Raw genomic sequence first — 13479 nt, 5'->3', positions numbered from 1 at the left:
CTCTCCTCCCCCCTGATTAATTCTGCCGAACTGGCCTGTAGACATGCAGTGGATTACTTACCCGATGCACACAATCCCCCGGCCCTTCATGAATTCGCCGTCTAGTCAGCTGTTCCACTTCGATCTCGGATGCAAAAACGTCAAACTGTTCAAATCGCGCCTGTAACTCCGGGAACCGCTCCTGGTAATTCAAAATCACTTCGGTAGCCATGCGCCACCATTGCTTTTCGCTCAGATCAAAGTGCTTCTCCAGAAAAAATGCCACTTCGGTCAGATTAATAAAAAACAACGCGTCCAACATAAAGTCCTTCACCTCAGAAGGGTCTTCTTTCTCCACAAACGAATTGCGATTCACCCGCTGATGGTTGGCAGGCGGATATTCAATTTCCGGGTATCCAAACGGGTGAGGAATGGATGGGCAGTAACGGATACCGTCATGGAAATCCTTAAGCGCAATCCGGCTGGGCCATCCTTCTTTCAGCACGATGATCATATTTTGCGCATGTGATTCCAGCGCCGCCCCATGTGCGTACAGCAGATGTATCAGCGGTACCACCGCAATATTTAGCAATTGCCGGGTCCAGCGATCCAGGCCATATTCATTTATCCACGGTTTAATGACCGGAGTGCCCTGCTGATCGAGATGACACAGAGCATTGAATGGCAAAGCCTCTTCTCCTGCCATTAAGCGCGGATGCAGACTTTCCCGCCAGATAGCCCCGAGTGATCCGTATATTTTTTGCTCCAGCATATTGGGCAGTTTCTGGTGATGGTACGATACCCCCGCAATCTCCTTCAGCACAATCAGACCAAGCTCATCCTGTAAAAACGAATCTTCTGCCACCACACGACCAAGCCAATCAGAGATACGGGCCGCATTCATAATTGTGTGCTGTGCGAGAATTCGACCGGATGACGTATTCACCATATTCAGTGGCAGTTTGACATACGGTTTATCACGATGACTCACATTCGTCAATGTGCGAATGGATTGTTGAGGACGGTAGGTGTCACCTGCTTGACCCAGATACACAATCTCCCCTGTTCGAAGTTGCTCCGCACACGCCACCGATATGATTCGCTCCCACTGCCAGGGATGCACAGGAACAAATACATATTCGTCCACACTTGCATCCCCATCCGTATTCAACTTCACCTCGGCATCAGCAACCGAGTTCAATTTCAAGTTCGCAGATGATATAACTTCCTGCAAAATCAACTTGAATGTCTGTAGCTCCTGCCCCAGCTCGTTATGGATAAACTCAGCATACATGTCCAGTGAAGACGAAATAGATATTTGGGCTGCATCCTGTTTAATCGCAATCCAGACCAGCTTGAATTCCGGTCCGAACTCCGGTCCATAGGCTTCATTGTCAGAGAGCGTGAATCCAACTCTGGATTTGTAACAAGGATGATACGGATGCCCTTCAATCAGGGCAGATTCCCACTCGTCATATTCCGATACCCGAGGTTCGGGCTGACCAGCACGACATCGCACAGACAGCGTGTCCTTCAGATGGGTTTGCTGAAGCTCATCCATGAATTGCCCCAGCTGAGCTTCGGATGTGGCAATATGCGCAGCCATCTCCAGTAAAAAACGAGGAATGGAATCTGCTTCCGCTCGATCTTTCGATGTTACCCGCATAATTGGTTTATCTGACAACCGAATGCGGTTAAAGCTCTCTTTTCGTACAGCCCAAAAGGTGTATTCCACCTTCTCTCCTGTCTCCGTCTCCCCTCGCAGTGTATACTCTGCCTCCGCATAAGGCCCGATCACCGGTTCATTCAAGATTTGCTCATACAGAAACGACTCCACCAATTGCCTGAAAATACGTCGCCGCACCATTATCCACTCATCGGACCTGACCAATGCTGCTGTTAGACCGTTCATATGACACCTCCCATGATTGCACTGCCTCAAACCGTTTACGTGTTAATGCAAATAAATGTGCTGCGGATGTGGATGACTCAAAAAGTCATGATGCGAGATCGCCCAGCCATAAGCACCCGCATATTGGAACAGCAAAATATCTCCTGCCCGAACCCCGCTTGACGTAATATCACTTGCCAAAATATCTTTCGGAGTACATAGCTGGCCTGCCACTGTAAAAGCGTTTTGCTTCACCTCGGGTCTGTCATACGGATGCGTCCAGTTCTCCACCTCAATCACCTCGAACGGATGACTGTGCTGCCAAGAAACGGGTAGGCGAAAATGATGTGTACCGCCACGCACGATGACATATGTTTTGCCGTGGTTGACTTTAACGTCCAGCACCTCGGTTGCATAATACCCACTCGATGCCGTAAGGTAACGCCCACATTCGAACAACAAAGTCGTTTCCGAAGGCAGTTCCTTTTGCAATACCGGTGCAATACCATTCACAAATGTGTTCCAGTCGAACTGTTGCTCCAGATGCGCATAGTTCACACCAATTCCACCCCCGGCATTCAAATACCGAAGCGTGAAACCATATTGCCTCGCCCAATCCCGCGCGATGGTGCAGTAATACTCAATCAGTTTCACATGCTGCTCCGCATCTAGATTGTTCGAAAGGGAGTGAAAATGAAACCCTTCCACCTGAATATGTGGCAAGTGTCGGAGCTGGTTCATGACTTGTGGCAGCATGACCTCGTCGATTCCGAACTGGGTCGGACGACCGCCCATCGCCAGTGTCGCCTGAGGCAGTGGACCTTTCAGGTTAATCCGCAGCAATACGGATACCCGAACGTCATTTTGACTCGCAATCTCGTTCAGCTTGTTTATCTCATGCATACTTTCCACATGAATAAGCTGCACTTTATGATCTATCGCTCCCCGAAGCTCTGCTTCTGTCTTGCCTGGTCCACCAAACAGAATCGGAATATCCGCTGAGACTTGTCTCACCTTCACGATCTCGCCCAAAGATGCCACTTCAAAGCCATGAACTACAGGGGCCAGCGCTCGAAGCACCTCTTCTTCCGAGTTGGCTTTGATGGCATAGAACAGCTGACTAGATTCCGGCATGGATTGTACACGCTGATGCACATGAGCGACGAGTGCTGTTACATCCCGGATGTAGGCACATACCGGTTCGGTCTGTTGTTCTTTCAGTGCCAATAAATGCTCACGGACTCTTGCAACCTGAGGCATACGCCCTGTATTCAGCTCTATAGCCATAAACGTGTGCCCTTTCCTTGTTCAACGGCTCTTGCATACATCTCTGCCGCACTGGAAATATCCTCAATCGCCATCCCCATCGGGTTCAGCACAATAATCTCATCCTCATGTTCGCGTCCTGGCTTTTCCCCTATCAGGATCTCGCCGAGTTCAGCGTGAAGCTGCTCACGGGAGAATTTGCCCTCCAGCACCAGCTGATTAATAATCTTTTTCTCCCGGTTGGATTGATCCCAATCGTCCACGACTACTTTGTCTGCCTGCGTAAATACATCCTTGTGCAAATCCATAATCGAGATGTTGCTGACAAATGTACCTTTGGCAATCCATTCATACGGAATATGCGGCGATGAGGCTACCGTAGCTGTTACGAGTACTTCCGCTTGTCGTACCGCTTGTTCTGACGAATCTTCCACCCGTACTTCAACCTGATCAAAACGCGAACCAATTTCATCGGCAAGCTGGCGGGCCGTATCGGCATTCAGGTCATACAAATGGATGGTCCGAATGGAGTCAAATTGTTCAAGCAGCGAGGTGATCTGCATTCTGGCGATCACCCCGCAGCCAATCACGCTCACTGTGCGGAAACCTTCTCTGGCTAAATACCTTGCCCCGATAGCTGTAACTGCCGCCGTACGCATCCCGCTGATCACGCTGCCTTCCATCACCGCCACCGGATAGTTGCTTTCCGGATCATTGAGGATAATAAGAGCGCTTGCACGTTCCTTATGACGCTTGGCCGGATTATCATGTTTGCTCCCAATCCACTTGAGACCACTGATCGCTACATCGCCACCCACATACGCAGGCATCGCAATAATGCGATCGGCAATATGACCGCTCTCCTCGTTAACCCGCAGATAAGGCTTCAACGGTTGCACGATATCCCGCTTGGCATGAAGCTCCAGTGCACGGGTTACTGCTTTGACATATGGCTCTGAATACAGCCCTCCCAGATCTATAATATCCTGTTTACTCATATACAAAAGGCTATGATCCTGAACGGTACTCATATCTGATCTCTCCTCCGAGATAATTTTTTATATACTCTTGATCGTTTGGCTTGGCGGTAATTGATTAACCCATTGCTCGTCATACACACTGTCCAGATAACGTTCTCCACGATCTGCGAAAACAGTAACCACCTTGGCTGAAGACCGCAAGGTTGGAACCAGTTTTTCCAGTGCAGCAACCAGTGATCCGGACGAACCTCCTGCAAAAATGCCTTCCCGTTCCAACAGCTTCTGGCAGCCCAGCACAGATTCCCGATCGTCCACATGAATAACTTGGTCAATCTCGTTCGGGCTGAATAACTCAGGGACACGGTTGGCGCCGATACCCGGCAATTCACGCCGACGTGATGGTGTGCCAAAAATGATCGAGCCAACTGCATCAACGGCTACGATCCGCGCATGCGGATTTGCCTCTTTCACACGGCGGGATATGCCCAGAATGCTTCCAGTCGTACTCACTGCACACACTAGTACGTCTATCTGTCCATCCATCTGCTCCACAATCTCCTGACCTGCACCATGATAGTGAGCTTGCCAGTTCAAAGGGTTGGCATACTGGTTGATCCAGTAACCTGCCGGTTCCTGACTGGCTAACTCCTTGACCCTGCGAATACGGGATTGCAAATAACTTCCGTGTTCGTCCGGTTCAGTCACCATGTCAACCTGTGCCCCGAGGTAGGTTATCATTCTCAGATTCGTTGATGTGATTTTTGGATCAACCACACAGGTGAATTTCAGGCCATATCGTTTGGCGGTTAATGCGAGACCGATTCCCAAGTTTCCTGAAGTACTCTCGATGAGATGCGTATCCGGTTTGATCGTTCCGTCTCGCAGACCCTGCTCGATAATGTATCTTGCAGGTCGGTCTTTCATGCTGCCGCCGGGGTTCATCATTTCCAGCTTGGCATACACCGATGCTCCTGAAGATCCGAACAGGGAATTCAAGCGAACCAGTGGTGTTTGACCAATACAATCGATAATGGAATCCGCAACTTTAAGCGAGCGATCCTTGATTTGCAGGGTACTTTGTTCCATGTGTTTACACCAGCTTTCTGGGCATATTGTTGTCCAAAATCGCTTTATTGATAATGATTATCATTTTCAAATTTGGACACAGGGCCTATTATGCATATCCTTTTTTTTCCTGTCAACACTAAAATTTTTGGAAAGTTTTTGAAAAAAATAAGATTGACATTGAGAATCATTCTTGATAATCTGATCAGCAATTGGTTTCAAATTGCCAAAATCAAGGTGGTGAAGTGGACACATGATGTCTCAAATGGCATGGAAACAGAGCGTCCGCATTTTGTGGGGTGGGCGCTTTCTTTCCAGTGCCGGGCTGACTGGAATCAGCCCTTTTATACCGTACTACATGGAGCATCTGAACGCGGGAACGCCGGAAGAAGTGCTGATGTGGACAGGTCTGTCCATATCTGCACCTGCTCTATCCTACGCACTGCTAACCCCTTTTTGGGGTAAGATCGGAGATCGTTGGAGTCGAAAATGGATGGTTGTCAGAGCGCTGGTCGGACTGGCCCTTAGCATGTTTCTGATGGGCATTGCTCAGACGCCCTTTCAATTCTTTTTGTTCCGTCTCTGCCAGGGGGCTTTCGGTGGCATATCCGATGCGAGCAGTGCGTTTGTGGGAACCCATGCCCCTGGCCAAAAGCAGGGTTCTGCGCTCGGACAGTTGGAGCGGGCATCGGCAGCAGGTCTTCTCGTGGGACCACTGCTAGGAAGCATATGTGTAAACACATGGGGAAGTCGTCCGCTATTGTTCATTACGGCCTCGTTGACATTGAGCTTTGCTGTGCTTGCCGCAATCGTATTAACGGGGGCGACGACGCATCGGACTCGTCCAGCCAAGAACAATACTCAAGTATCTCCTGTGGAACAGCACCAGCCTTCGGTCGCTATGTTGAACAACCATAGCAAAAACAAAAACAAGAGCGGAATTATCCATGCCTTCGTTTCGCTGATTACACATCCGATTGCCCGAAGACTCGTTATCGCAGGCATCATTTTCAAGCTCGCAGATTTTGCAACATTTACGATGTTTACTCCGTTTATTCGTGAAATCGTCCCTTCCTCAGGTGCAGCTGCGCTTACCGTCGGGGTTCTGCTCGCGATGTCTTCGGTTGGTGAATTGGTTGGCGCATCGTGGTGGGGTAAGCGAAATGATCGTTACTTACCCGAACGCAATCTCCGGCTGGCTAGTTTGTTATGCGGCTTGTGCCTGCTTGCACATACACTTCCACTCGGGGTGGCCTGGCTGCTGGTTGTACGTTTTCTGCAAGGATTCTTCTACAGTGCCCTATTGCAGACGGTCATGCTCAACGTGCTGAAATCCTCAACCGATCAGGATCGGGGCGTGCGCATCGGAGCTACCAACAGCATGTTAATGGCTGGTCAGATTGCCGGTCCGTCCATTGGGGTTCTAATCGGAGGTATCTGGGGAATTCCAGCTGTATTTCTTGTCATGGGGACAGTCATGCTCGCCGCTTCGCTTGCTGTACGCCGCCCAGCGGTTCATGAGCCAAAAGCTCCCGTACAACTGCCACTCCAATAATATGTGAAAGGATGATAATCAATCATGACCAAGGATAACGTCACCATCGATCCATTCCAGCAGACAGTTCATCCCTCTTTAGTATCGCCGAGCGGAATTGCCCGTCAGGAGATGCTAAGCCGTATATTGAACGCCTATCTTCGAGAAACCGAGCAGCATGATCCTTATGTTCGAATTGCCACGCGGCCAGACCTTTCGCTTGTTATTGAGCTTCCGCGTACTGGTCAGAGGATATATGGAAATCTGCTTCATCGTTCCGCCGCTGGACATCATGTCTATGGCGACAAGTTTCACATTGCAGAATCAGGCGGGGCACAGCCCGATGGTTGGAGAGAAGTTTCTTTTGAACAAATAACGACGCTGTTGCTCGATGAAATATCATCTGTAGAACCCAATCTAGAAGCCCGAATGTTGAAAAGAGTAGAGCTGGAGCAGATGGTTTACAACAGTTTGGAGCATATGACCTCCTATTTGGAGCACGCGCTGAACACAACCTCTCCTGTAACATTGGATTTTCGCTATCTGGAACAGGCACTGCTATGTGGTCATCCATTTCATCCAACTCCGAAAAGTCTGGAGGGCTTCAGTTCTTCGGATTCACATGCCTATTCGCCAGAATTTGGCGTTAGCTTTCCTCTCAGTTGTTTTGCCGCAGCACCTGAACTTGTGTTCGAGGATTGGCTGGATACCGTGGACTATGGCAGTGAAGCACCCTGGGTTCCTACGGAAATGGCCGAGGCCGCTTGGAAGCACCTCTCTCTGGAAAGCAAACATTATGTCCTGCTCCCTTGTCATCCTTGGCAGGCCGCCTATTTGCGGACACTTGAACCTGTAAAGTCCTTATTACGACAAGGCACTTTGATTGATCTAGGCACTACCGGGCCTTCGGTGTATCCTACCTCATCGGTGCGCACGGTCTGGAATCCGAAGGAAGGTTGTTTCTACAAGCTGTCTCTTCATATTCGAATTACAAACTTTATTCGCGAGAACAATGAAGAGCAGTTGCTGCGCACACTGGATGCATCCAGAATAGTACAGCAGATTCAGGATCGCTGGACGTCAGAGAAATTTCAAATTTTGCTGGAAAAAGGCTACCGTAGCTTGAAGGTTCCAGAGATACCTTCGTCTACTCAGGATGCGCTGATCTCGGGATTCTCCATGATCCTGCGTGAAGCACCAGAGTCTTGCCGCTCTGCTTCAGGGGCGCCTTATGTTGTGGCCTCTCTCATGGAGGTGCTTCCCGGAGAAACTGAACCGCTGTTGTTCCGGGCTGTCCGGGAAAGTCTCCAATCATCTTCGTCGCCGGATCGTGTAAATGATACGAGGGTGCAGACAGACTGGTATGAATGGCTTCGTCAATATCTGGAGTTGTCCATGGTTCCACTTGTGGAACTGTATGCCGAGACAGGCATTAGTCTGGAAGCTCATGTACAGAATTCCATGCTGCGTCTTGAAGACGGCATGCCTGCCACATTTATGGTTAGGGATCTGGAGGGCATCAGTGTCAATCGAGCTTTAGCGGAACAGCACGGTTGGATCTATCAGGTAGTCAACGCCAACAGTCCTGTCCTGTATACGGAGGAAGAATCACGGCATCGATTGAAATATTATTTCTTTGTCAATCACCTCAGTCATGTGGTGCAGCGTCTGGCATACTATACTGGTCAACAGGAGCAGCCATACTGGAGGGTGGTGAGAAATACGTTAGAGGAGCTTCGGAAAAAGACAGCCGAGTCCTCGCACATCAACGACGTCATTCGTGATCTGTTGACCACCGAGACCTTACCGGCCAAAGCCAATCTGCTCAGCCGGTTCCATCAGCGTGGTGAGACGCCGCTATACGTCAACATTCCCAATCCAATGAGGTAAGGAGGTTCCTTTTATCTGCTCCAATTCATTCAGCAGTCTATTAAGTACCTCCCAGCCTCCAATATTTGCACACCAAAAAACGGCCCTGGAGAACAACACAACATGTTCTTCCAGGAGCCGTTTCTTTCTTTCTTTCAAATCATTTTCCGATTCATTTCTTATCTCAATTCAAACATTCTATTCGAACTCATCGCCTCTTACTTTGGCATACACCATCATATCTACTAACGTACCTGTACTGTCACGCCGCATCTTGCGCAGTACACCTTCAAGCGTATAACCTGCGCGCTCAGCCACTTTGGCACTTCGCACATTGCGGGCATCACAGCGGATTTCCAGCCGATTCGCCTCCAGATAAGATATTGCGAACTGTTCTATACCCCTGACTGCTTCCGTCATGAGACCCTCACCTGCACGCGAAGTTCTAATCCAGTAACCGATCTCGAAACAACGGGCATTCCAGTCGATTCGATGCAGTCCACTGCTGCCCACGAATTCATCCGTAAATCGGTCACGTAAATGAAGCATCATGTCGGTACGCTCCAGAAATTGCAGTCTGGCTTTGCGAGCATTCGCTTCCGATTCCTCCAATGAAGGTATGTTCTCGGCAAAAGGCAGCCACAAACGTAATTGCTCCGCACTTTCACGAATTGCCTCATTTACTGCCGCTCCATCTCCCCACCTCGGGGCACGAATAGTCAAACGCGGTGTTTCAAAACTTTCGGGAAAAGACAGCATTAACGGATTAATCGAAGCTGGATTGGTCATGAATTCTACTCCTCCACCTGGAATATCGAGTCAATGATCAGCGGCAAGTTATCCCTTACGGATACAGCACCAAATACGGAACGGGCGTGTACTCCCTGTTCTCCGAACACATCCAGCATGAGATCCGAGAACCCGTTTAACACTTTATGGTGCTCCTCGTAGGAGGCAGTGGCATTGATGAACCCCTGCACTTTAACCACCCGTTTCACCCGATCCAGCGAACCAAGCACTTCCTGAACGACAGCCAACACCTCGATGGCAGCATTTCGAGCAAATTCATATCCCTGCTCCGTCGTAAACTGCTCCCCCAGTTTGCCACGCTCTTGCGTATCCGGCCCTTTACCGGACACATACATGATTCCATTTACAATCACCGCATTGGTATACTTTGCTGCCGGCGTACTTGCTTTGGGCAATACAATGCCCAATTCGTCCAATCTGGTCTGTATCATCGGCTTCTCCTTTATGTACAAAATGTCATTACAAGCTATCAATCTTTCAATTTATTCCTAATTTAGTTAAATCTCAATATACTCCCGTTGCTCTTGAACCGCAAGATGGAAAATGGACTGAATGGATATTTCCCTTCTATATAAGTCATTAATTACAGCGTGCTCGAAGAGTACAACAAAATATGGTCTCTCCGCTGCCACCCCTGGCTTGCCCAAAAACGATTACCGATTTCATTATCATCTAGCACCATCAAATGACATTTCATAATGCCGGCATGTCTCAATTGCTCCAGACTAAACCGAATGAGCGTTTTGGCAATGGAGCGCCCCCTATGAGCAGGATCTACGGCTACATGGTACATAAATCCTCTTCTGCCGTCATTTCCACATAATACAGTACCAATAAGATTCTTATTCTCATCAAGACATACATAACTTAGCCCCGGGTTGCGCTGCAAATATGCCGAAATAGCTTTCCTTGAATCAACTTCTTCACTAAGTCCCATTCCTGGCGTTCGTTCCCACAACTTAATGGCCTGATCATAATGATCAATTGTCATTTCATTATATGTATACATCGTTCCGACTCCCATCTTATCAGGAATTACTTGCAGTATTTTTCCACATTCTATCATATTTCCGTTACACTAAAAGGAGAAATTCACCCATGCTTTATCTGCGCACGCAGGATAGCTCAGGTTCGTTTTTTACATATTCAGCTTCGGATCGCGAGTCGCAAGAATTCCCTTCCTGTATTTACCTATAGGTTTAAGTGTCATTACATGTTATTATGTAGAACTCCATTTTCAAAATGGGAACATACTAAATACATAAACAAGGACGTATTTATGAGTACAAAAACACGACATATTATTCTGATTTTATTCACTATCATTCTGATTATTGCATCCATCTTTTTTCATAAGTATCGTGAACTCAAACATCGTGTCGAGTCTTCTGCAGACTCCGCTTACCGCAGTGTTATTTTGGAAAGTATACATTATAAAAAAGAGCTGGATCGATACATCAAAAGCAACAAAACAACAGATGAAACAAACCTGAGCATCTATACGAACAATATGAAGAACGCTTTCGATTATTATGGGCTCATTACGAATATCGTCGATGGAACAGCCCAAAGGTTATATACTGAGCGAAGTGATCTTTTCCATCAGTACTGGCACTTGTTTCCCCCAGACTATGCGAAGCTTTCTTTGAAAGAATTACAAAAGGTAAGTGACAAAACAAACATCATTATTAAGGGACTCCAACGATTGAAATAAACCCATCCTATCTCTGCACTCTCGTCGAACCTACTTCTCTAAACTCCTGACGATATGTCCTCGGAGACACCTGAACCGTGCGCTTGAACATCTTCCCGAAATGTGAAAAATTGCTGAATCCCGATCGCAGAGCGATCTCCGTTATGGAATCCTCGCTTTCACGCAGCAACCGCTGTGCCTCCTTCACCCGAAGCAGATTGAGGTAATCGCTGAACGTGAAACCTGTGGTCTGTTTGAACAGACGGCTGAGGTAATGGGGACTAATTCGAAATAATTCAGCAACCTCCGGCAGCGCTAAATCCTGATGATAGTTATCGTTGAGATAACGCACCACTGCCTGTGCCTTGGGATGCAGAACCGGCTCACTATCGGCCGAGTGCACGGTGCCCAAATGTTTATTGCGGTAAGCAAACAACAGGAGTTCAACGGATCGGTGACGCAGCAGCAGGCTGCTTCCAGCTCTGTTATGGACCATCTCATCAATCATTTCACTGACCATTCGTTCCGCTGTTTCACTTACCTGTGAAGGAAGCCTCAGAATGGGAATATTCCAGCCGAATGGCTCCTTAAGCCCCTCTACCAGCTCAGGTACAATGGCTAATTCGGTGAACAGCTCTGGCTTGATATACAGAACAATTCGATCATGATCTGGCCTTCCACTCTCCATCGTTTTATGAACGGTATTCCGGTTAATGAATACGAAATCTCCGGCTTGGACCCGGTAAGTTCGATCCTTGATGAAGTATATGCGCTCACCCGATAGCAGGTAGTACAGCTCATAATGGTCATGCAGATGGTCATCCGTCATGGAAAAATATCCAATGCGGCGATCATATTCGATATTCAAATATCCGGTGGGATCATTGTAATCCGCTCGAAATGTCTGTATCATGCAGCTGCCCCCTTTAGTTGAATTATAGCAAAATAAGCGGCATTTGAAAGCGATTACGCACAAAAAGCGGCGAAAGAAGTGCTTCCTTGTTATAGTCTAGAGCTATATTCAAGGAGGCGATAGACATGAGTAACAAAAAACGCTATGTATTGGTCGGAACAGGCGGCCGTGCTGAATTTTTCTATGGAGCATTAGCCCAAAATTTCAGGGAAACATCCGAACTTGCAGCTTTTTGCGATATTAACCAGACACGCATGAATTACGCCAATCAGCTGCTGAGGGAAAAATATAAATACAATGAGGTGCCAACCTATACTGCAGATCAGTTCGATCAGATGATTGAGAACGAGAAGCCGGACTTCGTCATTGTAACCAGTATCGACCGCACCCACCACAAATACATCATTCGAGCAATGGAGCTTGGCTGTGATGTTGTGACTGAGAAGCCCATGACCATCGATGAGCATAAATGTCAGGATATTCTTGATGCCGTCAAACGGACTGGACAAAACATACGCGTCACCTTTAACTACCGCTATGCGCCGCACCATACCAAGATACGGGAATTGATTCAGAATGACACGATCGGAAAAGTGACTTCGGTCCACTTCGAATGGCTGTTGAATACGCGCCATGGCGCAGATTACTTCCGCCGCTGGCACCGGGACAAGCGTAATAGTGGCGGACTGCTCGTACACAAATCCACGCATCACTTCGACTTGGTCAATTTTTGGATCGGTTCGCAGCCTGAGACCGTCTTCGCATTCGGCGATCTCATGTATTATGGTAGAGAGAACGCAGAGGAACGAGGCGTGACCCAGTTTTACACTCGTGCAACAGGCAACCCGCTTGCGCAAGAAGATCCTTTTGCCCTGCACCTGGATTCGGATGCACATCTCAAAGCCATGTATCTGGATGCTGAGCCGGAAGACGGCTACCAGCGGGATCAAAGCGTATTCGGAGATGGCATCAACATCGAGGATACGATGGGCGTTCTTGTCCAGTATCAGAATAAAGCCATATTGACCTATTCACTGGTTGCATACCAGCCGTGGGAAGGTTATCGCATCGCCATTAACGGCACCAAAGGCCGGATCGAAATGAACATTGTGGAACAATCCTATGTTAACTCGCTGGGTGACAAAAATCTTGAAGGTGCATTGATTGGCAAAACACTGCGTGTCCTTCCCATGTTCGATGCCCCATACGAGGTTCAGGTCGAGGAAAAAGAAGGCGGCCATGGCGGAGGTGATCCTGTACTTCTGAATGATCTGTTTGGAGAGCCAGCGGAAGATCCCTACCACCGCGCTGCCAACCAATTCGACGGAGCAAGATCCATCCTCACCGGAATTGCAGCCAATCGCGCTATCGCAACTGGTTTACCTGTTCGCATCAACAATCTGGTTCGTTTCTAGGAACGCAAGGCAGCTCCAACCACATTTAATTCAAAGACTGCGTATGATACGCAGTCTTTTTCCC

General features: G+C 48.2%; 12 protein-coding genes. 4 read left to right on the top strand and 8 right to left on the bottom strand.

What is annotated here, in order from left to right; translation table 11 throughout:
* Positions 1 to 16: 16 nt before the first annotated feature.
* The 4 genes from BLS14_RS02750 to sbnA are packed head-to-tail and all read right to left on the bottom strand — an operon-like array spanning position 17 to position 5202.
* Positions 17 to 1891 (bottom strand): IucA/IucC family protein, encoded by a 1875-nt coding sequence (locus BLS14_RS02750; protein WP_090949359.1) that lies wholly within the window; start codon positions 1889 to 1891, stop codon positions 17 to 19.
* A 42-nt stretch (positions 1892 to 1933) separates the two neighbouring features.
* A complete protein-coding gene (locus tag BLS14_RS02745) occupies positions 1934 to 3157 on the bottom strand; it encodes a type III PLP-dependent enzyme (protein ID WP_256336128.1) in 1224 nt (407 codons plus the stop codon).
* Positions 3148 to 4167, bottom strand: a complete 1020-nt coding sequence (sbnB, locus tag BLS14_RS02740) for a 2,3-diaminopropionate biosynthesis protein SbnB (protein WP_063563353.1) — start codon at positions 4165 to 4167, stop codon at positions 3148 to 3150. The genes BLS14_RS02745 and sbnB overlap by 10 nt, the downstream gene beginning before the upstream one ends.
* 27 nt (positions 4168 to 4194) lie before the next feature.
* Positions 4195 to 5202 carry a 2,3-diaminopropionate biosynthesis protein SbnA gene (sbnA, locus tag BLS14_RS02735; RefSeq protein WP_090949357.1) on the bottom strand — a complete coding sequence of 336 codons (1008 nt, stop codon included), beginning with the start codon at positions 5200 to 5202 and terminating at the stop codon, positions 4195 to 4197.
* Positions 5203 to 5446: 244 nt separating this feature from the next.
* Between sbnA and BLS14_RS02730 the strand changes: the two genes are divergently transcribed.
* Positions 5447 to 6736, top strand: a complete 1290-nt coding sequence (locus tag BLS14_RS02730; protein ID WP_176854286.1) for an MFS transporter — start codon at positions 5447 to 5449, stop codon at positions 6734 to 6736.
* Between the two features lie 24 nt (positions 6737 to 6760).
* Positions 6761 to 8605: an IucA/IucC family protein gene (locus BLS14_RS02725; RefSeq protein ID WP_090949353.1), complete on the top strand. Its 1845-nt coding sequence runs from the start codon at positions 6761 to 6763 to the stop codon at positions 8603 to 8605.
* 177 nt (positions 8606 to 8782) lie between these two features.
* Here BLS14_RS02725 and BLS14_RS02720 read toward each other — a convergent pair whose 3' ends face one another.
* The 3 genes from BLS14_RS02720 to BLS14_RS02710 all read right to left on the bottom strand — a co-directional run bounded on the left by BLS14_RS02720 (position 8783) and on the right by BLS14_RS02710 (position 10403).
* Complete coding sequence (locus tag BLS14_RS02720; protein WP_176854284.1) at positions 8783 to 9373, bottom strand: GNAT family N-acetyltransferase; 591 nt, start codon at positions 9371 to 9373, stop codon at positions 8783 to 8785.
* A gap of 5 nt (positions 9374 to 9378) precedes the next feature.
* Positions 9379 to 9825 (bottom strand): RidA family protein, encoded by a 447-nt coding sequence (locus BLS14_RS02715; protein WP_090949351.1) that lies wholly within the window; start codon positions 9823 to 9825, stop codon positions 9379 to 9381.
* Positions 9826 to 9977: 152 nt separating this feature from the next.
* Positions 9978 to 10403: a GNAT family N-acetyltransferase gene (locus tag BLS14_RS02710; protein ID WP_254790071.1), complete on the bottom strand. Its 426-nt coding sequence runs from the start codon at positions 10401 to 10403 to the stop codon at positions 9978 to 9980.
* Positions 10404 to 10673: 270 nt separating this feature from the next.
* Here BLS14_RS02710 and BLS14_RS02705 point away from each other — a divergent pair, with 270 nt between their 5' ends.
* A complete protein-coding gene (locus BLS14_RS02705) occupies positions 10674 to 11108 on the top strand; it encodes a hypothetical protein (protein ID WP_090949349.1) in 435 nt (144 codons plus the stop codon).
* Positions 11109 to 11115: 7 nt separating this feature from the next.
* Here BLS14_RS02705 and BLS14_RS02700 read toward each other — a convergent pair whose 3' ends face one another.
* Complete coding sequence (locus tag BLS14_RS02700) at positions 11116 to 12000, bottom strand: AraC family transcriptional regulator (RefSeq protein ID WP_090949346.1); 885 nt, start codon at positions 11998 to 12000, stop codon at positions 11116 to 11118.
* A 125-nt stretch (positions 12001 to 12125) separates the two neighbouring features.
* On the opposite strand from BLS14_RS02700, the gene BLS14_RS02695 reads away from it, so the two are divergent.
* Positions 12126 to 13415: a Gfo/Idh/MocA family oxidoreductase gene (locus BLS14_RS02695; protein ID WP_090949342.1), complete on the top strand. Its 1290-nt coding sequence runs from the start codon at positions 12126 to 12128 to the stop codon at positions 13413 to 13415.
* The last annotated feature ends 64 nt before the right edge of the window (positions 13416 to 13479 follow it).

Source organism: Paenibacillus sp. OK060 (assembly GCF_900101205.1).
GTDB lineage: Bacteria > Bacillota > Bacilli > Paenibacillales > Paenibacillaceae > Paenibacillus > Paenibacillus marchantiae.
The sequence above is the reverse complement of the archived record's forward strand: the minus strand, read 5'-3'. Positions and strand labels throughout refer to the sequence as shown.

Bases quoted from the DNA above. Each gene is read 5' to 3' on its own strand.
- sbnA (WP_090949357.1), bottom strand. From the start codon at position 5,202: ATGGAACAAAGTACCCTGCAAATCAAGGATCGCTCGCTTAAAGTTGCG.
- BLS14_RS02700 (WP_090949346.1), bottom strand. From the start codon at position 12,000: ATGATACAGACATTTCGAGCGGATTACAATGATCCCACCGGATATTTG.
- BLS14_RS02695 (WP_090949342.1), top strand. From the start codon at position 12,126: ATGAGTAACAAAAAACGCTATGTATTGGTCGGAACAGGCGGCCGTGCT.
- BLS14_RS02745 (WP_256336128.1), bottom strand. From the start codon at position 3,157: ATGGCTATAGAGCTGAATACAGGGCGTATGCCTCAGGTTGCAAGAGTC.
- sbnB (WP_063563353.1), bottom strand. From the start codon at position 4,167: ATGAGTACCGTTCAGGATCATAGCCTTTTGTATATGAGTAAACAGGAT.
- BLS14_RS02710 (WP_254790071.1), bottom strand. From the start codon at position 10,403: ATGTATACATATAATGAAATGACAATTGATCATTATGATCAGGCCATT.
- BLS14_RS02720 (WP_176854284.1), bottom strand. From the start codon at position 9,373: ATGACCAATCCAGCTTCGATTAATCCGTTAATGCTGTCTTTTCCCGAA.
- BLS14_RS02725 (WP_090949353.1), top strand. From the start codon at position 6,761: ATGACCAAGGATAACGTCACCATCGATCCATTCCAGCAGACAGTTCAT.
- BLS14_RS02750 (WP_090949359.1), bottom strand. From the start codon at position 1,891: ATGAACGGTCTAACAGCAGCATTGGTCAGGTCCGATGAGTGGATAATG.
- BLS14_RS02715 (WP_090949351.1), bottom strand. From the start codon at position 9,825: ATGATACAGACCAGATTGGACGAATTGGGCATTGTATTGCCCAAAGCA.
- BLS14_RS02705 (WP_090949349.1), top strand. From the start codon at position 10,674: ATGAGTACAAAAACACGACATATTATTCTGATTTTATTCACTATCATT.
- BLS14_RS02730 (WP_176854286.1), top strand. From the start codon at position 5,447: ATGGCATGGAAACAGAGCGTCCGCATTTTGTGGGGTGGGCGCTTTCTT.